This window comes from Pseudomonas sp. GYB4201, assembly GCF_056312595.1.
In genome coordinates, this window is record NZ_JBWGIG010000037.1 from 34,999 (window position 1) to 57,636 (window position 22,638).

Consider the following 22,638-nt stretch of genomic DNA (forward strand, 5'->3'; position numbering starts at 1 on the left):
GCCATGAAGCGATCGATACTCGGCGTGTTGCTCATTACCGCGCTGGTCCAGGGGTGCGCTTTCGCCCCCGGCCAGCACATGACCCCCGATGATGCGCAAGACCAGGACACCGGGCCGGTGACGGTGGTGCCGATTACCTCGGCCACCGTCAGCCAGCAGCGAACCATCTACAAGCCGCAGCCCATACCCGCTGCCCTCACCAGCTACCGGCCCGGTGACTACCGCATCGGCCCGGGTGACAACCTGATCATCACCGTGTGGGAACACGCCGAGCTGAACTCGCCCACCACCCAGACCCAGGTCGAGGCCAGCGCCCGCGTGGTGCGCCTGGACGGCACGCTGTACTACCCCTACATCAACTCGATCAAGGCCGGCGGCCTGACCGTGCCGGAGTTCCGCTCCAACCTGCAGAAAGCCCTGGGCCAATACCTGGCCGGCGCCCAGGTGGACGTCAACATCCAGGCCTACGACAGCCAGAAGGTGATCATCTCCGGGGCGGTGAAAAACCCCGGGCCGCAGTCGCTGAACAACATCCCGCTCAACCTGGTGAACGCCATCAGCCGCGCGGGGGGCGAGACCAGCGACGCCAACCTGGCCAACCTGATCCTCAAGCGTGATGGCCATGAATACGTGATGGACATCGACACCCTGAACCGCACCGACTCGCGCCTGAACGAGATCTACCTCAAGGACGGCGACCAGCTGCACCTGGGCAACGACCACGCCAACAAGGTCTACGTGCTGGGCGAGGTGCAGAAGCCCCAGGTGATGAACTACGGCACCAGCACCTTCAACCTGATGGAAGCCATCGGCAACGCCGGCGGCCTGAGCCAGGAAACCGCCAACGCCGAGGCCATCTACGTGATCCGCGGCGCCCAGGATGGCAACGGCCAGCCGCCGACGGTGTTCTACCTCAACGCCAAGAAGCCCACGGCGTTCCTGCTGGCGCGCCAGTTCGACCTGCGGACTTCGGACGTGGTGTTCGTCGGGCCGGCCAACATTACTCGCTGGAACCGCTTCATCAGCCAATTGCTGCCGTCGGCTACTGTCGTAGGAACGACGGCCGCGTTCAGCCACTAAGGCAGATGCTGGCCCGCAACTGATCCTGACCTTGATCTAGATCTGCCGTTGATCTGGCTTTTGATCTGCTGTTGATCTGGCTCTTGATCTTGATTGTATGCCCCGTAAAGCGCCCGGGCCGACTGGAGGCGTCGATCAACGGGCTGCCCGAAGGGCCGAGGCCGCAGGCCGAAGAGACGGTAACCCGCAGGCTTCTATAGCGGGTGCCGTCTGCCCGTTGAGCGGCGCCGGAAGGAGGGGACCCGTAGCGCAGCGGAGGGCCCAAGCAGGGGCAAGCCCTTTTTGCTTACTTTTTGGGGCGACTGCCAAAAAGTGAGTCGGCGTAAGGCCGAAACGGTCGGTGGTCGCACCGCGAAAATGGATATGTCCGAGCCCCTCAGAAGCGAGATTCGAAAGCCATGCACATATCCAATATCAAGGGTGATGCACAATCACCTTTCCGGCCTTACGCCGGCTCACTTTTTGTCAAACGCCACAAAAAGTAAGCAAAAAAGGCTTGCCCCTGCTTGGTCCCTACGCTTCGCTACGGGTCCCCTCCTTCCGGCGTCGCCCAAGCGGCCGACGGCCCGGAATAGAAGCGCCTCCGGTTCCGTCTTCCCCGGCTACCCCAGGGACCGCTTGGCCAACGCCTCCAGTCGGCCCTGGCGCTTTACGGGGCACACAATCAAGATCAAAGGCCGCACGGGATCAAGATCAAAAGCAGTACGCGGTGTTATCAGTTCATTCCCAAAAGCCCGCCGGCAACCCGGCGGGCTTTTTGCGTTATATGCCTTGGCAAACTTCCGCTAGCATTAGCCACATACCGCAATGCCAACGGAACCGTCATGCCCGATGCCGCCCCCCCTGAATTCGCCTCCCTGGTGCTGGACAACGGCCTGCGCGTGCAGCTGCGCCACGACCCGCGCCTGAAACGCGGCGCCGCCGCCCTGCGCGTGGCGGCCGGCAGCCATGACACCGACCCGGCCTTCCCCGGCCTGGCGCACTTCCTCGAACACCTGTTCTTCCTGGGCACCGCGCGCTACCACGACGACAACGCGCTGATGCCGTTCGTCCAGCGCCACGGCGGGCAACTGAACGCCAGCACCCGCGAGCGCACCACCGACTTCTTCTTCGAGCTGCCCACCGAGTCCTTCCCCGGCGCCCTCGAGCGCCTGTGCGAAATGCTCGCCCAGCCACGCCTGGAGCGCGAATACCAGCTGCGCGAACGCGAAGTGCTGCATGCCGAGTTCATCGCCTGGAGCCGCGACCCCCAGGCCCGTCACCTGCAGTGGCTGACCGCGCCGCTTGCCGCCAGCCACCCGCTGCGGGCCTTCCACGCGGGCAACCGCTACAGCCTGCCGGTGCCGCGCGAGGCGTTCCAGTACAGCCTGCTGGCGTTCTACCAGCGCTTCTACCAGGCCGGGCAGATGACCCTGTGCCTGGCCGGGCCGCAGCCGCTGGACGAGCTACGGCAACTGGCGCACAAGGCCGGCGCGCAGCTGCGTGCCGGCAGCCTCAGCCCGCGCAAGGCCAGCCCGGCCCTGCTGGACACCGCGCCTACGGCCATCGACGTCTTGGACCCCAGCCGGCTGAACCTGGTGTTCGCCTGCCATGAAGTGCCGGGCGACAGCGCTACCGCCATCGACTTCCTGGCCACCTGGCTGACGTCGCAGCAACCCGGCGGCCTGCTGGCCGAGCTGCAGCGCCGCGGCCTGGCGGAAGGCCTGAGCCTGACGCCGCTGTACTGTTTCGAGGACCAGGCGGTGCTGAACATCGAATGCAAGCTGACCGCCGCCGGCGAACCCATGCGCCCGTTGATCAGTGAGCTATGCCTGGCCTGGCTGGAGTTTTTCCAGTCCCACGACGACTGGCAGAGCCTGCGCGAGGAATACCGCCTGCTGCGCCAGCGCCGGCAGCTGGTGAGCACCGCCCTGGAACTGGCGCGCCACGACAGCGAGCACTTCGGCCAGGGCCATGACCTGGGCATCGGCCAGCCCGCCATCAACGCCCTGCGCGCCCTGCTCGGCCAGTTGCGCGGCGACACCATCCTGCATGGCCCGCTGGCGCGCCTGGCCACCGATACCGAGGTCAAATGGCGCCTGCCCCAGCGCAACCGCTTCCTGCGCCCCAGCCGCCGCCCGGACCAGATGGTGCCGCCACCCGCCTGCCTGGACGTGGTCAACACGCCGCAGTCGGCCAGCGCCGAGGGCTGCCTGTACCTGCGCTGGCGGGTCAAGTCGGCCCAGCGCGCCAGCCTCTGGCGGCTGCTGGACCACAACCTGGCCAAGCTGCGCGCCGAGGCCAGCCAGGCCGGTGTGCAGATGACCTTCACCAGCCTGGGCGACGACTGGCAGCTGCGCCTGTGCGGGGTGCAGGAACCCATGCCGGCGCTGGTCGAGCAGGCGCTGGAAAACCTCACGCAGCCGGCCCCCGAGGTGTGGCGCCAGGCCAGCCAGTTGAGCGCGCCTGCGCCCCTGATTCCCATCCGCGAGCTGCTCAAGCGCTTGCCGGAACACAGCCTGGGTTATTTCCAGGCGCCTTCGCGCGGCCGCGACGAGCAACTGCAACCGCCGCTGCTGCAGCGCCTGTGGCACGAAGCCCGCTGGGACGGGCTGGCCGTGGGCCTGGGCATGGGTGTCAGCCAGGCCATCAACGTGGCGTTGCTGCGCATGCCCGGCCGCGCCGACGGCCATTTGTGCCAGCCCCCGCTGCCGCTGCACGGCCGCACCTGGAGCCAGGTGGCCACCGAGTCCAATGAGCAGGCACTGCTGCTGTTCTGCCCGGCGGCCGGCGAAGACATCATCGACCAGGCCGCGTGGCAGATGCTTGGGCAACTGTGCCAGGCGCCGTTCTACCAGCGTATGCGCGTCGAACTGCAGCTGGGCTACGCGGTGTTCAGCGGCTTCCGGCAGATAGCCGGGCGCCCGGGCCTGCTGTTCGGCGTGCAGTCGCCCAGCACGCCGATGGCCGAGATCCTGGGGCATATCGAGACGTTCCTGGCCGCGCTGCCGGCGCTGATCCGCGGCCAGTCCGGCACCTCGTTGAGCAACCAGTGCCGCGACCTGGCCGCGCGCACCAGCCTGGCCGACATGGAACTGGGCCAGGCCGCCGAAAGCCTTTGGCAAGCACGCTTGGGCGGCCATTCGTCCGATTTCATCGATCAACTGCGCAAGGCCTTCGGCCGGCTGCGCAGCGATTCACTGCTGCAGGCCGCCGGGCAATTGCTGGAGGCTCAAGCTGGCTGGTTGTGCCTGGCCAACGGCCCGGCGGTGGGCGCGCAGTGGCAAGTGGCGGAGTGATCATTACGCAGGCTGTAATGAGCTTTCTCAGCCGTGTTAATGCAATTTAACGTTTCAGTACACCGGAATTTAGTAAGATAGGGGCCTAAGCAGATGAACATCTCCCAGCGGAGATGGCTCTGATGTGTTGCACCCGTACCACTTTCATCCATCACCCAGAAGGAGTCACCCTATGTGGACCAAACCAGCTTTCACCGACCTGCGCATCGGCTTTGAAGTCACCATGTACTTCGCCAGCCGTTGATTTTTATCGCAGTACAGCGCCTCGGTCAGCCGGGGCGTTTTTATTTTTGCTGTCCATCCTGAAGTCAGACGTCACAGGCCTCCCATGTACATCCAGATTCTAGGTTCTGCCGCCGGTGGCGGTTTCCCCCAGTGGAACTGCAACTGCGTGAACTGCAAGGGCTACCGCGACGGTACCCTGAATGCCAAGGCGCGTACCCAATCCTCGATCGCCCTGTCCGATGACGGCGTGCACTGGGTCCTGTGCAACGCCTCGCCAGACATCCGCGCCCAGCTGCAGGGCTTTGCGCCCATGCAACCGGCCCGCGCCCTGCGCGACACCGGCATCAACGCCATCATCCTGCTGGACAGCCAGATCGACCACACCACCGGCCTGCTGAGCCTGCGCGAAGGCTGCCCGCACCAGGTGTGGTGCACCGACATGGTCCACCAGGACCTGACCACCGGCTTCCCGCTGTTCAACATGCTCAGCCACTGGAACGGTGGCCTGCAGTGGAACCGCATCGAGCTGGAAGGCAGCTTCACCATCCCCGCCTGCCCGAACCTGCGCTTCACCCCGTTCCCGCTGCGCAGCGCTGCACCGCCCTATTCGCCGCACCGCTTCGATCCGCACCCGGGTGACAACCTGGGCCTGCGCGTGGAAGACCTGCGCACCGGCGGCAAGCTGTTCTACGCCCCGGGCCTGGGCCAGGTGGACGACACCCTGCTGGGCCACATGGCCGATGCCGACTGCCTGCTGGTGGACGGCACGCTGTGGGAGGATGATGAGATGCAGCGCCGTGGCGTGGGTACCCGCACCGGCCGCGAGATGGGCCACCTGTGCCAGAACGGCCCCGGCGGCATGCTGGAAGTGCTGGACGGCCTGAGCAAGCCGCGCAAGGTGCTGATCCACATCAACAACACCAACCCGATCCTCGATGAAGACTCGCCCGAGCGCGCCGAAGTGACCCGCCGCGGCGTGGAAGTCGCCTTCGATGGCATGAGCATCGAACTGTAGGAGTGTGAGCATGACCGACGCCAAGGCAATGTCCCCGGCCGAATTCGAGCAGGCCCTGCGCGCCAAGGGTGCGTACTACCACATCTACCACCCGTACCACGTGGCGATGTACGAAGGCCGCGCCACCCGCGAGCAGATCCAGGGCTGGGTGGCCAACCGGTTCTATTACCAGGTCAACATCCCCATGAAGGATGCCGCGATCCTGGCCAACTGCCCGGACCGCGAGGTGCGCCGCGAGTGGATTCAGCGCCTGCTGGACCACGACGGCGCCCCGGGCGAGGACGGCGGCATCGAGGCCTGGCTGCGCCTGGGCCAATCGGTGGGCCTGGACCCCGACCAGCTGCGCTCCCAGGAACTGGTGCTGCCCGGCGTGCGCTTTGCCGTGGACGCCTACGTCAACTTTGCCCGCCGCGCCAGCTGGCAGGAAGCGGCCAGCAGCTCGCTGACCGAACTGTTCGCGCCGCAGATCCACCAGTCGCGCCTGGACAGCTGGCCACAGCATTACCCGTGGATCGACCCGGCCGGCTACGAATACTTCCGCACCCGCCTGGGCCAGGCCCGGCGTGACGTGGAGCATGGCCTGGCCATCACCCTGCAGCACTACACCACTGCCGAGGGCCAGCAGCGCATGCTGGAGATCCTGCAGTTCAAGCTCGACATCCTGTGGACCATGCTCGACGCCATGACCATGGCCTACGAGCTGAACCGTCCGCCCTACCACAGCGTCACCGACCAGCGCGTCTGGCACAAGGGGATAGCCTTATGAGTTTCGATCGCAACCTGACACCCAAATGGCGCCCCGGCTATCGCTTCCAGTACGAGCCGGCGCAGCAAGGCCACGTGCTGCTCTATCCTGAAGGGATGATCAAGCTCAACGACAGCGCCAGCGCCATCGGCGGCCTGATCGATGGCCAGCGCAACGTCGCCGCCATCATCGCCGAGCTGGACAAGCAGTTCCCCGGCGTACCTGAGCTCGGTGACGACATCGAGCAATTCATGGAGGTCGCTCGTGCAGAGCACTGGATCGAACTTGCCTGAGCTGCCGGCCAAGCCTGCGGTCGGCCTGCCCCTGTGGCTGCTGGCCGAGCTGACCTACCGCTGCCCGTTGCAGTGTCCGTACTGCTCCAACCCCCTGGACTTCGCCGCCCAGGGCAAGGAGCTGACGACCGAGCAATGGTTCAAGGTATTTCGTGAAGCCCGGGAAATGGGCGCTGCACAAATCGGTTTCTCCGGTGGCGAGCCGCTGGTGCGCCAGGACCTCGCCGAGCTGATCCGCGAGGCGCGGCAGCTGGGGTTCTACACCAACCTGATCACCTCCGGCATCGGCCTCACCGAACAGAAGATCGCCGACTTCAAGACCGCCGGCCTGGACCATATCCAGATCAGCTTCCAGGCCAGCGACGAGCAGGTCAACAACCTGCTCGCCGGCTCGAAGAAGGCGTTCAAGCAGAAGCTGGAAATGGCCCGCGCGGTGAAAGCCCATGGCTACCCCATGGTGCTGAACTTCGTCACCCACCGGCACAACATCGACAAGATCGACCGCATCATCGAGCTGTGCATTGCCCTGGAAGCCGACTTCGTCGAGCTTGCCACCTGCCAGTTCTACGGCTGGGCCGAGCTCAACCGCCTGGGCCTGCTGCCCACCAAGGAGCAGCTGGTGCGCGCCGAGCGCATCACCAACGAGTACCGGGAAAAGCTGGCAGCCGAGGGCAACCCCTGCAAGCTGATCTTCGTCACCCCGGATTACTACGAGGAACGCCCCAAGGCGTGCATGAACGGCTGGGGCAGCATCTTCCTCACCGTGACCCCGGATGGCACCGCCCTGCCCTGCCACGGCGCGCGGCAGATGCCGATCCAGTTCCCCAATGTGCGCGAGCACAGCATGCAGCACATCTGGTACGAGTCTTTCGGCTTCAACCGCTTCCGTGGTTATGATTGGATGCCGGAGCCGTGCCGCTCCTGCGACGAGAAAGAAAAGGACTTCGGTGGCTGTCGTTGCCAGGCTTTCATGCTGACCGGCGATGCCAGCAATGCCGACCCCGTGTGCAGTAAATCGGCGGACCACGGGATCATCCTCAAGGCCCGTGAAGAGTCCGAGACTGCCACGCAGACGATCGAACAACTGGCCTTCCGTAATGAACGAAACTCGAGAATCATCGCCAAGGCCTGACCTGTTCAGCGCCGCCCAGGCCGTTGCCGCCGGCACCGACTTTGCCGAACTGGCGGTCGGCCCGGCGGGGCTGTTCTGGAACGAATTCCGCCCCCAGGATGCCGCCTGCCGGGTCTGGCAGTGGCAGGGCGAACAGGCGCGCTGCCTGACCCCTGATGGCTTCAGCGTGCGCAGCCGTGTCTACGAATACGGCGGTGGCTCGTTCTGCCTGGCCGGCGACGGCCTGGTGTTCGTCAACGAAGCCGACCAGCAGCTCTACTTCCAGGACCTGGCGGGCACCGCGCCCCGCCGCCTCAGCCACAACGACTGCCGCTACGGTGGCCTGCAGGCCAACGCCGAGTGGGTGTTCGCCGTGGAGGAAAGCCACCACGGCGCGCAGGTCGAACACCGCCTGGTGAGCCTTGCCCTGGCCGACGGCACGCGCCAGGTGCTGGCCGCAGGCGCTGATTTCTACGCCACGCCCAGCGTCAGCGACGACGGCCAGCGCCTGGCGTGGGTGGAGTGGAGCCGCCCCCACCAGCCCTGGACCATTACCCGCCTGATGACCTGCCGACGGCTGCCTTCGGGCGCCTGGGGGCAGCCTGAGCAAGTGGGTGGCGATCACGAACAATCGCTGCAGCAGCCGCGCTTCGATGCCGACGGCCGCCTGTGCTGCCTGTCCGACGTCGACGGCTTCTGGCAGCCCTGGGGCGAGACGGCAAACGGCTGGGCCTTGCTGCCCTCCCGCCGGGCGGACCATGCCGGCGCCCCTTGGCAGTTGGGCGCCAGCACCTGGCTGCCACTGGCGGGTGAGCGTTTCCTCGCCACCTGGTTCGAGGACGGCTTCGCCCGCCTGGGCATCTGCCAGCACGACGGCGTGATCCACGACTACAGCGGCGACTTCAGCCGCTTCCGTTGCCTGGCCATCGACGCGCAGTTCATCTACGCCATCGCCGCTTCTGCCACCTGCCCGCCAGCGGTCATCGCCATCGACCGCGCCAGCCGTCAGGCGCGGGTACTGGCCGGCGGCGTGCTACCGCTGCCCGCCGACCAAGTCAGCCGCCCGCAACCGCTGCGCTATACCAGTGGCGACGGCCAGGCCCACGGCTTCTTCTACCCGGCCATGAACGGCGACAGCCAGCCGCCGCTGGTGGTGTTCATCCACGGCGGCCCTACCTCGGCCTGCTTCCCGGTGTTCGACCCGCGCATCCAGTACTGGACCCAGCGCGGCTTCGCCGTTGCCGACCTCAACTACCGCGGCAGCAGCAGCTACGGCCGCGCCTACCGCCAGGCCCTGCACCTGCGCTGGGGTGAAATCGACGTGCAGGACGCCTGCGCGGTGGTCGGCCACCTGGCCGACCGCGGCCTGATCAACCCCCGCCAGGCGTTCATCCGCGGCGGCAGCGCCGGGGGCTATACCACCCTGTGCGCCCTGGCGTTTCACGACGTCTTCCGCGCCGGTGCCAGCCTGTACGGCGTCAGCGACCCGGTTGCCCTGGGCAAGGCCACGCACAAGTTCGAGGGCGACTACCTGGACTGGCTGATCGGCGACCCGCAGCGCGACGCCGCCCGCTACCGCGAGCGCACCCCGCTGCTGCACGCCGGCAGCATCAAGGCGCCGGTGATCTTCTTCCAGGGCGAGCTGGACGCCGTGGTAGTGCCCCAGCAGACCCGCGACATGCTCAAGGCCCTGCAGGACAACGGCCTTCCCGCCGAGGCGCACTTCTACCCGGACGAACGCCACGGCTTCCGCAAGGCGGCGAACCTGGCGCATGCGCTGGAGCAGGAGTGGGGGTTTTATCGGCGGGTGATGGAGGGGTAACGCAGGGTTGTGTCAGCCAACCGTAAGGGTGACAGGCTTGCCAATTCGGCTGAGCATCTCGCTTTTTCCGAAAGGGCCTTCAGCCGGACCGCCTCATCATGGGGAAACCCAAGATCGACGAAGACATTGCCGTCGGCTTCCGTGACATGACTGATTACATTATCTATTTTCACTTCTTGCCCGCCTCAAAAGGCTTCACCTCTGTCTTATCGGAGAGGTGGAGCCTAATCGCGGCAATCGAAAATGAATGTCAGCCGATTCGAGTTAAATCGTCAGGCATTTCTCAAATCAACGATTTCAACGTTTCGCGATGATATACACCGCATGCACGATCCCGGGGATGTAGCCGCACAGCGTCAGCAGGATATTCAGCCAGAAGGCACCGCCGAAACCCACTTGCAGGAAGACACCCAGCGGCGGCAGCAGGATGGCGACGATAATGCGGATAAAGTCCATGGTACGGCTCCTGGAGGTTGATAACCAACTGACATCACCGTGGGCGTGGGGTTCCTACAACAGGGCGTGTCGAGCACACAAGGCTCACAGCTCCAATCTCACAGGCTACGGCACGTTGCAACAGACTGTAGGAGCCGACCTTGGTCGCGATGCGCCGCGCGGGCGGCGCTCGATTTCAAGACCAACAGAAAAACCAAGGCATGCGCTTTTATGCCCTCATACGATTTCACGGCAGGCTCATCGGGGTTCTCGTCGAAGATCGAGTGCCGCCCACGCGGCGCATCGCGACCAAGGTCGGCTCCTACCGTTTGCTGCAACGCGCCATCGCCTGATGGACAGGCGCCGACAGTCATGCTTGCTCGCTTTTGTTAACAAAAAAAAACGCCCCGACCCAAGGGGGAATCCAGGCCGGGGCGTTGCGTAAACACGCAGACGGTACAGGGAAATCAGTGCAGGCGGTGGCTGCGCGCTCGGGCGAATGCCAGGCCCAGGCGCTGGAACAGCGGCGGCGCGGCCACCTCGTCGGGCGGCGCAACAGGCGCGCTCAAGTCGTCGATGATCAAGAGGATGTCCAGCGCGCGGCACAGCTGTTCCACGCCCTTGAGGTAGGCATCGGCGTCAGGGCCGGTGGTGGGCTGGAGCATGATGGCGACGGTCTGTGAATCAACCGCGGCGTGCAGGGCCGGCAGGTCGCCGAAGGCCAACGCATCGCCCGGCGCGTCGCCGCTTACGCGGATGATCTGGCCGGCGCGGCGGCGCAGCGCGCCCCAGTCGAGGGCCAGGGCCATGGCGGCTTCACGGGCGCTGGCATCGGTGCCCAGCAACAGGGCCTGGTCGCAGGCGGTGGCGTCGCACAGCTGGGCGAGGCTCGGCGCCAGGTTGAGCACGTCGGCCGGCTGCGTGGTCTTTCCTATGTAAACGCCCAGTTGTCTGTGACTACCCATTGCCATCAACCTACCTGCAACCCCTGTCAATGGCGCGTAGACTAGGCCTTTACCGGCCACTCGGCCATTTCGATTTTCGAGCTTTTTCGATAAGTAGAACTTATGGATTTCCGCCAACTGCGCTATTTCGTCGCGGTCTATGAAGAAGGCCACGTAGGCCGCGCCGCCGAGCGCCTGTCCCTGTCACAACCGGCCCTGTCGCAGCAGATTCGCCAGCTGGAACACAGCCTCGACGTCAGCCTGTTCGAGCGTGGCAACAAACGCCTGCTGCCGACCCTGGCGGCCCACACCCTCTACAACCATGCACTGCCGTTGCTCGACGGCATGCAGAAAGCCCGCGAGGCGTTGCTGGGTTTTCGTGGGCAGGCCCTGCGCACCTTAGCCATCGGCGTGCTGCAGACCGTGCACCCGGCGCTGGTGCCGCAGTTGCTGGAACGGGTGCGCAAGGCCCAGCCACACTTGGTGATCCAGATCTACGAGCTGTCGGGGCTGGAGATCGAGAAACGCCTGCTCAACGGCACCCTGGACATCGGCATCAGCTACCTGCCACCGCGCCAGCCGGGCATGCACGGCGTGCTGCTGTACGAGGACGAGCTGCAACTGGTGATACCGGCGGACCACCCGTTGCGCGAGTTCAAGAAGGTCTCGGTGCGCCAGGCCGCCGAGCTGCCCATGCTGTTGCTGGGCGAGGAGTTCCAGGTGCGGCAGATCTGGCAGGCGCAGCTGGCCGCCCTGGGCCGGCGCGCGCAGGTGCAGGCGGAACTGAACAACATGGCCGGCATCCTCGACAGCCTGCCCTACATGCGCCTGGCCACGGTGCTGCCCGGCCGCGCCCAGCAGATCGGCGAAGACCCGGAGCTGTTGTGGAAACCCCTCAGCGAACCGCGGGTGCCGTTGCAGGTGGGCCTGGTGTACCGCGACGCCCAGCGCCAGCAGGCCTCGGTGACGCTGCTGCGGCAACTGCTGGAAGACGTCATCGCGCCAGCCCTGGGCTGACCCGCCGCAGGCAATAAAAAACCCCGCCGGGGCGGGGTTTCACAGACTGTATCCCTGAGGTCCTTTTCAGCCCGCCGTCCAGTGGTGGGTTCCTTGCGTGTCCGTGTTCTGTTGGGCGCTTCCTGCGCGACGTCCATGAGCAAAGATTACCCTCTGGATCCATGGCATCGAAAGCGCCTAAAGCCGCCAAGGCATGTAGGAGAAAGCCTACATGCCTGTCGGACTTTTAGAACTGCTCTGCATCCAGCAGGAACAACGACTCGCTGCCACCCTTGACCGACGCGGTCAGCGAGTGGATGCGCGGCAACAGGCGGGCGAAGTAGAAGCGCGCGGTGCCCAGCTTGCTGGCGTAGAAGTCTTCCTGCGCTTCCTTGCCCAGCGCGGCCTTGGCCATCAGTGCCCACATGTAGGCGTAGGCGGTGTAACCGAACACGTGCAGGTACTCCACCGACGCCGCGCCGATTTCGTTCGGGTCGTTCTTGACGCGGTCCAGCAGCCAGGCGGTGAGGTCATCGAGGTTGGCCAGGGCCGCGGCCAGCGGCTTGGTGAACTCGGCCAGGGCCGGCGCGGCGGTGTCGATGAAGTGGCGGATCTCGTCGGCGAACAGCTGGTAGTACGCACCACCGCTGCCGATCACCTTGCGGCCCACCAGGTCCAGGGCCTGGATGCCGTTGGTGCCTTCGTAGATCTGGGTGATGCGCACGTCACGCACCAGCTGCTCCTGGCCCCACTCGCGGATATAGCCGTGGCCGCCGAACACCTGCTGGCCCAGCACGGTGGTTTCCAGGCCCAGGTCGGAAAGGAACGCCTTGGCCACCGGGGTCAGCAGCGCCACCAGGTCCTCGGCGCGCTTGCGCACGGCCGGGTCTTCGCTGAACTTGGCGGTGTCCAGTTGCATGGCCACGTAGGTGGAGAAGGCGCGGCCGCCCTCGTTGCTGGCCTTCATGGTCAGCAGCATGCGGCGCACGTCCGGGTGCACGATGATCGGGTCGGCAACCTTGTCCTTGGCCTTGGGGCCGGTGGGCGAACGGCTTTGCAGGCGGTCGCGGGCGTATTCCACGGCGCTCTGGTAGGAACGCTCGGCCGATGCCAGGCCCTGGATACCCACGCCCAGGCGTTCGTAGTTCATCATGGTGAACATGGCCGCCAGGCCCTTGTTCGGCTCGCCGACGATATAGCCCACCGCCTCGTCGAAGTTCATCACGCAGGTGGCCGAGCCCTGCAGGCCCATCTTGTGCTCGATGGAGCCACAGCTCACGGCGTTGCGCGCACCCAGGCTGCCGTCGGCGTTGACCATGAACTTGGGCACCAGGAACAGCGAGATGCCCTTGGGCCCCGCCGGCGCGTCCGGCAGCTTGGCCAGCACCAGGTGAATGATGTTCTCGGTGAGGTCGTGCTCGCCGCCAGTAATGAAGATCTTGGTGCCGCTGACCTTGTAGCTGCCGTCCGCCTGGGGCTCGGCCTTGGTGCGGATGATGCCCAGGTCGGTACCGGCGTGGGCTTCGGTCAGGCACATGGAGCCGGCCCAGGTGCCGGCGTACATGTTCGGCAGGTAGGTCTGCTTCAGTTCCTCGCTGGCGTGGGCGTGCAGCGACAGGCAGGCGCCGGAGGTGAGCATCGGGTACAGGCCGAAGGCTAGGCTTGATGAGTTGATCATCTCCTCGACCTGGGCCGACACGGCCTTGGGCATGCCCATACCGCCGTAGGCCGGGTCGCCGCCCACGCCTACCCAGCCGCCTTCGGCGTAGGTCTGGTAAGCCTGGGGGAAGCCATCGGGGGTGCTGACCACGGTGTCTTTCCAGCGGCAGCCCTGCTCGTCGCTGTTGCGGTTCAGTGGCGCGATGCTGCGGCTGGAGACCTTGCCGGCCTCTTCGAGGATGGCTTCCACCGTGTCCGCGTCCACCACTTCCGCCAGGGCCGGTAGCTGGGCCCAGAGGCTGGCCACATCGAAAACTTCATTGAGGACGAAGCGCATATCGCGCAGGGGCGCTTTGTAGTCAGCCATGGCAACCTCGCAAAGGGGGACTGGGACAGTGGATAAATCCAGTGTACCCCAACAACTTTTGCGACACATAGGGTCGTCATGTGACCAAACAGTCACTATCGGTCATGGCTTTTACCCCCGTAGCAGCGGCCAAAGGCCGCGTCCACAACCTAAGCCGAAGCCTGGGTACGCACCGCACCACGGCGGCTCTGGCCAAAGCCGACCACACAGTTACGCCCCGCGCCCTTCGCGCTGTACAGCGCTTCGTCGGCAGACTTGAGTACTTCCTCCGGTGTACGGTGGTCGATCAGCCGCTCAGCCACGCCAATGCTGATGGTCACCGACACGCTGGACGCACCGGCGCCATGGCGGCGCTGGCGGCCCTGCTTGTCGTCCTGGGGGCGGTCGGGGTTGCGCAGCTGGATGTTATAGCTGGCAATCGCCTCGCGGATGGCCTCCAGGTGCGGCATGCACTCTTCCATGGTCTTGGCGGCGAACACCAGGGCGAATTCCTCGCCACCGTAGCGGTAGGCGCGGCCGCCGCCTGTCACCTTGGACAGCTTGCTGGCCACCAGGCGCAGCACCTGGTCACCGACGTCGTGGCCGTGGGTGTCGTTGAATTTCTTGAAATGGTCGACGTCGGTCATGGCCAGCACGTAGTTGCGGCCCAGGCGCTGCATGCGTTCGTTGAGCGCGCGCCGCCCGGGCAAGCCGGTGAGCTCGTCGCGGAACGCCATCTGGTAGGCCTCGTGGGCCACGGCCGAAGCAATCATCAGCATCACCTGGCTGCACATGATGTTCAGCGTGAACGGCAGGATGAAGGTCTTGGGCAACATCCAGAACAGCCCCAGCAGCCCCACCAGCTGCGCCGCATGCAGCGGCCGCGGCTCGCGCAGGTACTGCACCAGCAGCAGCACCGCCGCCAGGAAGAACACCGGGTAGGCCATCTGGATCAGGCTCATCCATTGCCAGTGCCACGACGGCCAGCGAATTTCCGCCAGCCAGTTGAGCAGGGGCACCGGGAAGCTCTGTTCAAGCCCCAGGGCAGTGCTGCCCACGGCCAGCAGCACGGCGAAGCGCGCCACCATGTCCTGGAACAGATGGGTGCGTTCCTGCCAGCCGCCGAACAGGCCGAACAGCGCCGGCAACAGCAGGCAGCACAGGTGGAAGGTCACGGCGGCGTCGTCGCGCACCCGGCCGTGGTCACGGTAGTAGTCGGTCTGGGTGTCGAGCAAAAAGTAGGCGATGTACACCGTGACCATCAGGAACAGCTCGCGCTGGCGGCGATACACCGCGCAGTACGCGCCGCCCAACAGCAACACCAGGGTGGGCAGCACGTTGAACAGCGAGGTGAAGAATACGTTGAGGTCCCTTACATAGGCAGCCGCGAGCCCTGCCAGCAACAGCAGCAGCGACGGTAGGAAATGGCTGAAATGGAACATGGGTGAACGTGACAAAAGGGAAATCCGATACCAGGACAAGGTTGTGGCATTGTGCCTTCACCTGTATCGGCCGTGATGCGGATTGTTTAATGTCCAAAACAATATTTTGAAGATTGGCGCCAAAAAAAAACCGCTGCCCGAAGGCAGCGGTTTTCATCCAAGCGCGTGGCCGCTTAGTAGCTGAGGCCGAAGTGCTCTTCGTTCATTTCCATCAGGTTGTTGGCGCCCGACAGGATCGCCGCCACGTGGGTACGGGTACGCGGCAGGATGCGCTGGAAGTAGAAGCGCGCGGTCTGCAGCTTGGCGGTGTAGAACGCTTCCTCGGTGGTGCCGGCAGCCAGTTTCTCGGCGGCCAGGCGCGCCATGTCGGCCCAGAAGTAGGCCAGGCAGGCGTAACCGGAGTACATCAGGTAGTCCACCGAAGCCGCGCCCACTTCCTCGCGGTCCTTCATGGCGGCCATGCCGATCTTCATGGTCAGCTCGCCCCACTCCTTGTTCAGCTGCGCCAACGGGGTGACGAACTCGGTGACGGCTTCGTTGCCTTCGTTGTTCTGGCAGAACTTGTGGACGATCTTGGTGAAGCCCTTCAGCGCCTCGCCTTGGGTCATCAGCACCTTGCGGCCCAGCAGGTCGAGGGCCTGGATGCCGGTGGTGCCCTCGTACAGCATGGAGATACGGCTGTCACGGACGTTCTGCTCCATGCCCCACTCGGCGATGAAGCCGTGGCCACCGTAGATCTGCACGCCGTGGTTGGCCGACTCGAAGCCCACCTCGGTCATGAACGCCTTGGCGATCGGGGTCATGAAGGCCAGCAGCGCGTCGGCCTTCTTCTTCTCTTCCTCGTCGGTGCCGTATTTGACGATGTCCACCTGCTTGGCGGTGAAGTACACCATGGCACGGTTGCCTTCGGCGAAGGCCTTCATGGTCAGCAGCATGCGGCGCACGTCAGGGTGCACGATGATCGGGTCGGCAGCCTTGTCCGGGGCTTTCGGGCCGGTGAGCGAGCGCATCTGCAGGCGGTCACGGGCATATTTCAGGCCACCCTGGAACGCCACTTCGGCGTGGGCCAGGCCTTGCAGCGCGGTACCCAGGCGAGCGGTGTTCATGAAGGTGAACATGCAGTTCAGGCCTTTGTTCGCCGGGCCGATCAGGAAACCGGTGGCCGCGTCGAAGTTCATCACGCAGGTGGCGTTGCCGTGGATGCCCATCTTGTGTTCGATGGAGCCGCAGGTCACGGCGTTGCGCGCGCCCAGGCTGCCATCGGCGTTGGGCAGGAACTTGGGCACGATGAACAGCGAGATGCCCTTGGTGCCGGCCGGTGCATCGGGCAGGCGAGCCAGCACGATGTGGACGATGTTGTCGGCCATGTCGTGTTCACCGGCCGAGATGAAGATCTTGGTGCCGGTGACCTTGTAGGTGCCGTCGGCCTGTGGCTCGGCCTTGGTGCGCAGCATGCCCAGGTCGGTGCCGCAATGCGGTTCGGTCAGGCACATGGTGCCGGTCCACTCGCCCGACACCAGTTTGGTCAGGTAGGCGTCCTGCTGCTCGGCGGTGCCGTGCTCGGAAATGGTGTTCATGGCACCGTGGGACAGGCCTGGGTACATGCCCCACGACCAGTTCGACTCACCCACCATCTCGCTGACCGCCAGGCCCAGGGACTCGGGCAGGCCTTGGCCGCCGTGCGCCACGTCGTGGGCCAGGCTTGGCCAGCCGCCTTCGACGAACTGCTTGTAGGCTTCCTTGAAGCCGGTCGGCGTCTTCACGCCCGACTCGCTCCAGGTACAGCCTTCGGTGTCACCCACCCGGTTCAGCGGAGCCAGTACCTGCTCGCAAAACTTGGCGCCTTCCTCAAGGATAGCGTCGACCATGTCCGGGGTAGCGTCCTGGCAAGCCGGCAGGCTTTGATAGTGCGCTTCATAGCCAAGCAGTTCGTCACGTACGAAGCGAATATCACGCAAGGGGGCCTTGTAGTCAGGCATAGCGATAAACCTCTGCTGATGAAACTGGAATGTGGTGACCGCAACAGACCAACCAGCGGTGGATGGCTCTCTGTCAAACAGTTGTTTGAAACATACGTTTACGCCGAAAAGTTGTCAAGCATCCTTCGACCAGACTACACCCGGTGGCCAGGAATTGCGCGCGCAGGGGGGTACGCCGCAGGCCATGAATGGTGCGGTGAATGATGGAGGATCAGCGAGGGAGAAACAGCGTAGCCTCTGCCGCAGGCTGCGCTGGCCCCTGAGTTCACTGGGGATCTACAGTGAGGCTCGGGGCCCGCGCAGCCTGGCGGCAGCGGCTACGGGAAGGGGGTCAGGCGTAGGTGTCGATCAGGGTGCCGAGGGTTTCGTTGGCGGCTTTCTCGACCTTCAGGCCGGCTTCCACTTCAAGCTTGCCCTGGGTCAGTTGCACGGCACTGCCGGCCAGGTCTTGCTGGCTGCGGTCGACGCTCAGCAGTTGCTGCGCCTGCAGGTTGGTGGACTGGTTGCCGACAGACGGGCGGTCGGCCGAGTTGCTGGCGATCTGCGCGGCCGCCTGGTCGACGCGGTTCTGGCCATTCTGGATGGTGCTCAGGCCGGCGTAGTAGGCGCTGCTTCCCGAGATTTGCATCGGCAGGCTCCGGTAGAAAAATGTATATGGGCGCCATTGAAGCAGAAGGCGCCAATAAACTCACGTCAAAAACCCTAATGGCCTATTGCCCTGTCATAGCCACAGCCTAATCCAGCAGGTCCAGCTGCAGGTGCTCGGCAACCATGGCCGCCGAATTGATCTTCAGCCGCGGCACCCGCCCCAGGCACGGCGCTGGCAGGCATTCGGCCAGGGTGGCGAGGTTTTCCTCAAGGCGCGAGGTGCGCCCATCGATGACATTGGCCACCCAACCGGCCAGCTGCAAGCCGTCGCGGGCGATGGCCTCGGCGGTCAGCAGGGCATGGTTGATGCAGCCCAGGCGCACGCCCACCACCAGGATCACCGGCAGCTTCAGGGCAATGGCCAGGTCGGACAGGTTGGCCTGCCCGGACAACGGCACTCGCCAACCCCCTGCCCCCTCGATCAGGGTGAAGTCGGCCTGCTGGGCGAGAATCTCGCGCATGGGCTCCAGCAGGCCCTGCACGCTCAGGCTGACGCCGGCTTCCCGGGCAGCCAGGTGCGGGGCGATGGCCGGCTCGAAGGCGATCGGGTTGACCTGTTCGTAGGGCAGCTGGATCGAGCTTTCGGCGATCAGCGCCAGGGCGTCGGCGTTGCGCAGGCCCTTGGGCGTCACGTCGCAGCCCGAGGCTACCGGCTTTGCCCCCAGGGTGCTCAGGCCATTGAGCCGCGCGGCGTGCAGCAGGCCGGCGGCGATGGTGGTCTTGCCGACGTCAGTGTCAGTGCCGGCGATAAAGTAGGCTGGGCCCATTTCAGTTTCCCCCGTCCAGCGGCTTGCGCAACACCGCGTAGACCACCTGGTAAGTAGCCGGCAAGCCTTGTGGCTGGCGGAATTGCTCGTATGCCTGCAACAACCCGGTCATGCGCGCACGGCCGGTAAGGCCGCCGGGGCGGCCCGGGTTGAGGTTGTGGGCGCCCAGGGCCTTGAGCTCATGGGTCAGCCCACGCACATCAGGGTAGTACAAGACATGGGGAACCTGTTCCAGACTTATAACCTGCAGGCCGCTGGCGCCGCACAATTGCTGGTAATCCTCGAACCTGCGGAAGCGGTTGACGTGGACCATACCGTCCACGGCCTGCCAGCTGTCGCGCAGCTCGCCCAGGGTGCCCACGCACAGGCTGGCGAACGCCATCACCCCGCCAGGCTGCAGGCTGCGCCGGGCTTCGCCCAGCACGGCGGCGAAATCGCTGCACCACTGCACGGCCAGGCTGGAGAACAGCAGGTCGACGCTGGCGCTCGCCAGGGGCAGGCGCTCGGCGTCGCCGACTACATGGGCCTGGGCACCGCCCAAGGGGCGGGCGTGTTGCAGCATGCCCTCGGCAATGTCCACCGCCACGCCATAGGCGTCGGCATAGGTGCCGGCCAGGGCGCGGCTGAAATAGCCGGTGCCGCTGCCCAGGTCCACCCAGCGCCGCGGTTGCAGGCCTTCGGGCAGCCGTTCGAGCAGCGCGTTGCCGACGTTGCGCTGCAGCTCGGCAACGCTGTCGTAGCTGGCTGCGGCGCGGGAAAAGGACGCCGCCACCTGACGCTTGTCCGGCAAGGCGCCGGGCAACGGTGGCGTGGAGAGATCAGTCATCGGGGGACTCGTGCAGAAAGGCCTGGATGGCAGCCGCCAATTCGTGGGGGTCTTCCAGGGGGAAAGCGTGGCTGGCCGCTTCAATGAGGCCAACTTCAATATCCGGCAGCAGCGCCAGCACGTCGCCGGCCACTTCGGCCGGCACCAGCGCGTCGTGGCCGCCGTACAGGTGCAGCTGCGGCCCGGCATAGGCTTGCAGGGCGGCGCGAATGTCCAGCTGGGCCAGCAGCTCCAGGCCGTGCAACAGGTGCGCGGGCAAGGTCGCGGGCGCGCCAGCGGCCAGCAGTTTCGACAGGCTGCGCGGGTCGTCCGCCGCGCCCTGGGCGCACAGCAGGCTGAAGCGCTTCAAGGTGCTTTGTGGGTTGCCACTGCAACCGGCCAGGAAGGCGTCGAAGGTCTGCGCCGGCATGGCGTTGGGCCACTCGGCGCGGGCCACGAAGCAGGGGTTGCTGGCCAGGGTCACCAGGCCGCAGCAACGGTCGCCACGGCGGGCGGCCAGTTCAGCGGCGAGCATGCCCCCCAGCGACCAGCCACCCAGCCAGCAGTCCTGCGGCACGCTGGCATCCAGGGCCTCGAGCCAGGCCGCCAGGTCACTGCTGCCCGGTTCCGGCAAAGGTTCGATGTGCACGTGCAAGTGCTCATCCAACCCCTGCAACGCAGCCACTAACGGTTGCAAGGGCGCCGGGCCCATGCCCCAGCCCGGCAACAGAATCAGGCGATCACGCATCGCACAGCTCCAGCAACGGATAACAATCAGCCAGTGCATTCAACAATAGCTGCACCTGGGCTTCGCTGTGGGCCGCCGACAGGGTCACGCGCAGGCGCGCGCTGCCCGCCGGCACGGTGGGGGGGCGGATGGCACTGACCATGATGCCGCGCTCGCGCAGCAGCTGCGACAGGCGCACGGCCCGGCCGGCGTCGCCGATCAGGATCGGCTGGATGGGCGTGAAGCTGTCCATCAGTTGCAGGCCGATCTGCTCGGCGCCCTGGCGGAACTGGCGAATCAGGCTGGCCAGGTGCTCGCGGCGCCAGTGCTCGGTGCGCAGCAGCTCCAGGCTCTTGAGCGTGGCGCAGGCCAGCGCCGGTGGCTGGCTGGTGGTGTAGATGTAGGGCCGGGCGAACTGCACCAGCGCCTCGATCAGGTCATCGCTGCCGGCCACGAAAGCGCCGGCGGTGCCGAAGGCCTTGCCGAGGGTGCCGACCAGCACGGGCACGTCCTCCAGGCCCAGGCCGAAGTGCTCGACGATACCGGCGCCGTGGGCACCCAGCGGGCCGAAGCCGTGGGCGTCGTCCACCATCAGCCAGGCACCCTTGGCCCGGGCAGCCTTGGCCAGGGCCGGCAGGTCGGCGATGTCGCCGTCCATGCTGAACACGCCATCGGTGACCACCAGGGTATTGCCGGTGGCTTTTTCCAGGCGGTTGGCCAGGCTGGCGGGGTCGTTGTGCAGGTAACGGTTGAAGCGCGCGCCGCTGAGCAGGCCGGCGTCCAGCAGCGAGGCATGGTTGAGGCGGTCCTGCAGCACCGTGTCGCCCTGCCCCACCAGCGCGGTCACCGCGCCCAGGTTGGCCATGTAGCCGGTGGAGAACAGCAGCGCCCGCGGGCGCCCGGTCAGTTCGGCCAGGGCCAGCTCCAGTTCGTGGTGCGGGCCGCTGTGGCCAATCACCAGGTGCGAGGCGCCGCCGCCCACGCCCCAGCGCTCGGCGCCAGCGCGCCAGGCGGCAATCACCTCGGGGTGATTGGCCAGGCCCAGGTAGTCGTTGTTGCAGAAGGCCAGCAGCGGCTGGCCGTCCACCACCACTTGCGGGCCCTGGGGGCTCTCAAGCAGTGGCCGCTGGCGGTACAGGTCGGCGGCGCGGCGCTCGGCCAGCCGCGCGCTGAGGTCGAAGGCCACCGGCGCTTACGCCGACGCGGCGTCGTAGAACAGCTCACCGCTCTTCTGCTCTACCAGGGCCTGCTCGATGGCGGCCTGGTGAACTTCGTCGGCGTGCTCTTCGCGGGCTTCGGGCTGGATGCCCAGGCGCGCGAACAGCGCCATGTCCTTGTCGGCCTGCGGGTTGGCGGTGGTCAGCAGCTTGTCGCCGTAGAAGATCGAGTTGGCACCGGCGAAGAACGCCAGGGCCTGCATCTGTTCGTTCATGGCTTCGCGGCCGGCGGACAGGCGCACGTGGGACTGCGGCATCAGGATGCGCGCCACGGCCAGCATGCGGATGAAGTCGAACGGGTCGACGTCCTCGGCGTTTTCCAGCGGCGTGCCGGCCACTTTCACCAGCATGTTGATAGGCACCGACTCCGGGTGCTCCGGCAGGTTGGCCAGCTGGATCAGCAGGCCGGCGCGGTCGTCCAGCGACTCGCCCATGCCCAGGATGCCGCCCGAGCAGATCTTCATGCCGGCGTCACGCACGTAGGCCAACGTCTGCAGGCGCTCGCTGTAGGTGCGGGTGGTGATGATGCTGCCGTAGAACTCAGGCGAGGTGTCGAGGTTGTGGTTGTAGTAATCCAGGCCAGCCTCGGCCAGGGCCGCGGTCTGCTCCTTGTCCAGTTTGCCCAGGGTCATGCAGGTTTCCAGGCCCATGGCCTTGACGCCCGCGACCATCTTCAGCACGTAGGGCATGTCCTTGGCCGACGGGTGTTTCCACGCCGCGCCCATGCAGAAACGGGTGGAGCCGATGGCCTTGGCCCGCGCGGCCTCCTCCAGCACCTTCTGCACCTCCATCAGCTTTTCTTTTTCCAGGCCGGTGTTGTAGTGGCCGGACTGTGGGCAGTATTTGCAGTCTTCGGGGCAGGCGCCGGTCTTGATCGACAGCAGGGTCGAGACCTGCACGCGGTTGGCGTCGAAATGCGCCCGGTGCACGGTCTGGGCCTGGAACAGCAGGTCGTTGAAAGGCTGGGTGAACAAGGCCTTGACCTCGGCCAGGGACCAGTCGTGACGAAGCGTTGCAGTTGTGCTGGCGCTCATGGGCGATTCCTTGGTTATGCTTGGGCTGGCGACCGGGGTAAGGGATATATCCACAGGCGCCACACGGATA

Annotated in this window: 21 protein-coding genes; 10 read left to right on the top strand and 11 right to left on the bottom strand. The window is 65.7% G+C overall.

Annotation, left to right across the window (positions count from 1 at the left end; all coding sequences use genetic code 11):
* Nucleotides 1–3: 3 nt before the first annotated feature.
* The 8 genes from AC0Z2B_RS26140 (at nucleotide 4) to AC0Z2B_RS26175 (ending at nucleotide 9,569) form a co-directional block, all read left to right on the top strand.
* Nucleotides 4–1,080, top strand: a complete 1,077-nt coding sequence (locus tag AC0Z2B_RS26140; RefSeq protein WP_476300553.1) for a polysaccharide biosynthesis/export family protein — start codon at nucleotides 4–6, stop codon at nucleotides 1,078–1,080.
* An 824-nt stretch (nucleotides 1,081–1,904) separates the two neighbouring features.
* On the top strand, nucleotides 1,905–4,358 hold the full coding sequence (pqqF, locus tag AC0Z2B_RS26145; protein ID WP_476300555.1) for a pyrroloquinoline quinone biosynthesis protein PqqF: 2,454 nt from the start codon (nucleotides 1,905–1,907) through the stop codon (nucleotides 4,356–4,358).
* 172 nt (nucleotides 4,359–4,530) lie between these two features.
* Nucleotides 4,531–4,602, top strand: coding sequence for a pyrroloquinoline quinone precursor peptide PqqA (gene pqqA, locus AC0Z2B_RS26150; protein ID WP_010209364.1), 72 nt, complete (start codon nucleotides 4,531–4,533; stop codon nucleotides 4,600–4,602).
* 84 nt (nucleotides 4,603–4,686) lie between these two features.
* Complete coding sequence (pqqB, locus tag AC0Z2B_RS26155; protein WP_416427201.1) at nucleotides 4,687–5,598, top strand: pyrroloquinoline quinone biosynthesis protein PqqB; 912 nt, start codon at nucleotides 4,687–4,689, stop codon at nucleotides 5,596–5,598.
* 10 nt (nucleotides 5,599–5,608) lie between these two features.
* Entirely contained in the window at nucleotides 5,609–6,364 is a 756-nt protein-coding gene (gene pqqC / locus AC0Z2B_RS26160; RefSeq protein ID WP_476300557.1) for a pyrroloquinoline-quinone synthase PqqC, read from the top strand.
* Nucleotides 6,361–6,636 carry a pyrroloquinoline quinone biosynthesis peptide chaperone PqqD gene (pqqD, locus tag AC0Z2B_RS26165; protein WP_476300559.1) on the top strand — a complete coding sequence of 92 codons (276 nt, stop codon included), beginning with the start codon at nucleotides 6,361–6,363 and terminating at the stop codon, nucleotides 6,634–6,636. Before pqqC ends, pqqD begins: the two co-directional genes overlap by 4 nt.
* On the top strand, nucleotides 6,608–7,768 hold the full coding sequence (gene pqqE, locus AC0Z2B_RS26170; protein WP_416427204.1) for a pyrroloquinoline quinone biosynthesis protein PqqE: 1,161 nt from the start codon (nucleotides 6,608–6,610) through the stop codon (nucleotides 7,766–7,768). The genes pqqD and pqqE overlap by 29 nt, the downstream gene beginning before the upstream one ends.
* Entirely contained in the window at nucleotides 7,734–9,569 is a 1,836-nt protein-coding gene (locus AC0Z2B_RS26175) for a S9 family peptidase (protein WP_476300561.1), read from the top strand. The genes pqqE and AC0Z2B_RS26175 overlap by 35 nt, the downstream gene beginning before the upstream one ends.
* Nucleotides 9,570–9,866: 297 nt before the next feature.
* Here the strand turns inward: AC0Z2B_RS26175 and AC0Z2B_RS26180 are convergent, their stop codons facing one another.
* Entirely contained in the window at nucleotides 9,867–10,025 is a 159-nt protein-coding gene (locus AC0Z2B_RS26180; protein WP_008365129.1) for a YqaE/Pmp3 family membrane protein, read from the bottom strand.
* Nucleotides 10,026–10,165: 140 nt separating this feature from the next.
* Between AC0Z2B_RS26180 and AC0Z2B_RS26185 the strand changes: the two genes are divergently transcribed.
* The gene (locus AC0Z2B_RS26185; RefSeq protein WP_476300563.1) at nucleotides 10,166–10,357 is read left to right on the top strand and encodes a hypothetical protein; all 192 of its coding nucleotides are present in this window, start codon (nucleotides 10,166–10,168) and stop codon (nucleotides 10,355–10,357) included.
* A gap of 114 nt (nucleotides 10,358–10,471) precedes the next feature.
* Here AC0Z2B_RS26185 and AC0Z2B_RS26190 read toward each other — a convergent pair whose 3' ends face one another.
* On the bottom strand, nucleotides 10,472–10,969 hold the full coding sequence (locus tag AC0Z2B_RS26190) for a hypothetical protein (RefSeq protein ID WP_476300565.1): 498 nt from the start codon (nucleotides 10,967–10,969) through the stop codon (nucleotides 10,472–10,474).
* Between the two features lie 102 nt (nucleotides 10,970–11,071).
* Here AC0Z2B_RS26190 and AC0Z2B_RS26195 point away from each other — a divergent pair, with 102 nt between their 5' ends.
* Entirely contained in the window at nucleotides 11,072–11,965 is an 894-nt protein-coding gene (locus tag AC0Z2B_RS26195) for a LysR family transcriptional regulator (RefSeq protein WP_416427209.1), read from the top strand.
* Nucleotides 11,966–12,191: 226 nt separating this feature from the next.
* On the opposite strand, the gene AC0Z2B_RS26200 is transcribed toward AC0Z2B_RS26195, so the two are convergent.
* The 9 genes from AC0Z2B_RS26200 to bioB all read right to left on the bottom strand — a co-directional run bounded on the left by AC0Z2B_RS26200 (nucleotide 12,192) and on the right by bioB (nucleotide 22,568).
* Nucleotides 12,192–13,970, bottom strand: a complete 1,779-nt coding sequence (locus AC0Z2B_RS26200) for an acyl-CoA dehydrogenase C-terminal domain-containing protein (RefSeq protein ID WP_476300567.1) — start codon at nucleotides 13,968–13,970, stop codon at nucleotides 12,192–12,194.
* 149 nt (nucleotides 13,971–14,119) lie between these two features.
* Nucleotides 14,120–15,391 (bottom strand): GGDEF domain-containing protein, encoded by a 1,272-nt coding sequence (locus AC0Z2B_RS26205; protein WP_416427211.1) that lies wholly within the window; start codon nucleotides 15,389–15,391, stop codon nucleotides 14,120–14,122.
* Between the two features lie 173 nt (nucleotides 15,392–15,564).
* Complete coding sequence (locus AC0Z2B_RS26210) at nucleotides 15,565–17,370, bottom strand: phenylacyl-CoA dehydrogenase (protein ID WP_416427212.1); 1,806 nt, start codon at nucleotides 17,368–17,370, stop codon at nucleotides 15,565–15,567.
* A gap of 331 nt (nucleotides 17,371–17,701) precedes the next feature.
* Entirely contained in the window at nucleotides 17,702–17,998 is a 297-nt protein-coding gene (locus AC0Z2B_RS26215; protein WP_476300570.1) for a pyrroloquinoline quinone biosynthesis protein PqqE, read from the bottom strand.
* Nucleotides 17,999–18,104: 106 nt separating this feature from the next.
* On the bottom strand, nucleotides 18,105–18,785 hold the full coding sequence (gene bioD / locus AC0Z2B_RS26220) for a dethiobiotin synthase (protein WP_416427214.1): 681 nt from the start codon (nucleotides 18,783–18,785) through the stop codon (nucleotides 18,105–18,107).
* A gap of 1 nt (nucleotide 18,786) precedes the next feature.
* A complete protein-coding gene (gene bioC, locus AC0Z2B_RS26225) occupies nucleotides 18,787–19,611 on the bottom strand; it encodes a malonyl-ACP O-methyltransferase BioC (protein WP_476300572.1) in 825 nt (274 codons plus the stop codon).
* Entirely contained in the window at nucleotides 19,604–20,338 is a 735-nt protein-coding gene (locus AC0Z2B_RS26230) for an alpha/beta fold hydrolase (RefSeq protein WP_476300574.1), read from the bottom strand. Before AC0Z2B_RS26230 ends, bioC begins: the two co-directional genes overlap by 8 nt.
* Nucleotides 20,331–21,503, bottom strand: coding sequence for an 8-amino-7-oxononanoate synthase (gene bioF / locus AC0Z2B_RS26235; RefSeq protein ID WP_476300576.1), 1,173 nt, complete (start codon nucleotides 21,501–21,503; stop codon nucleotides 20,331–20,333). The genes AC0Z2B_RS26230 and bioF overlap by 8 nt, the downstream gene beginning before the upstream one ends.
* Before the next feature lie 6 nt (nucleotides 21,504–21,509).
* The gene (gene bioB, locus AC0Z2B_RS26240) at nucleotides 21,510–22,568 is read right to left on the bottom strand and encodes a biotin synthase BioB (RefSeq protein WP_416427218.1); all 1,059 of its coding nucleotides are present in this window, start codon (nucleotides 22,566–22,568) and stop codon (nucleotides 21,510–21,512) included.
* Nucleotides 22,569–22,638 lie beyond the last annotated feature (70 nt).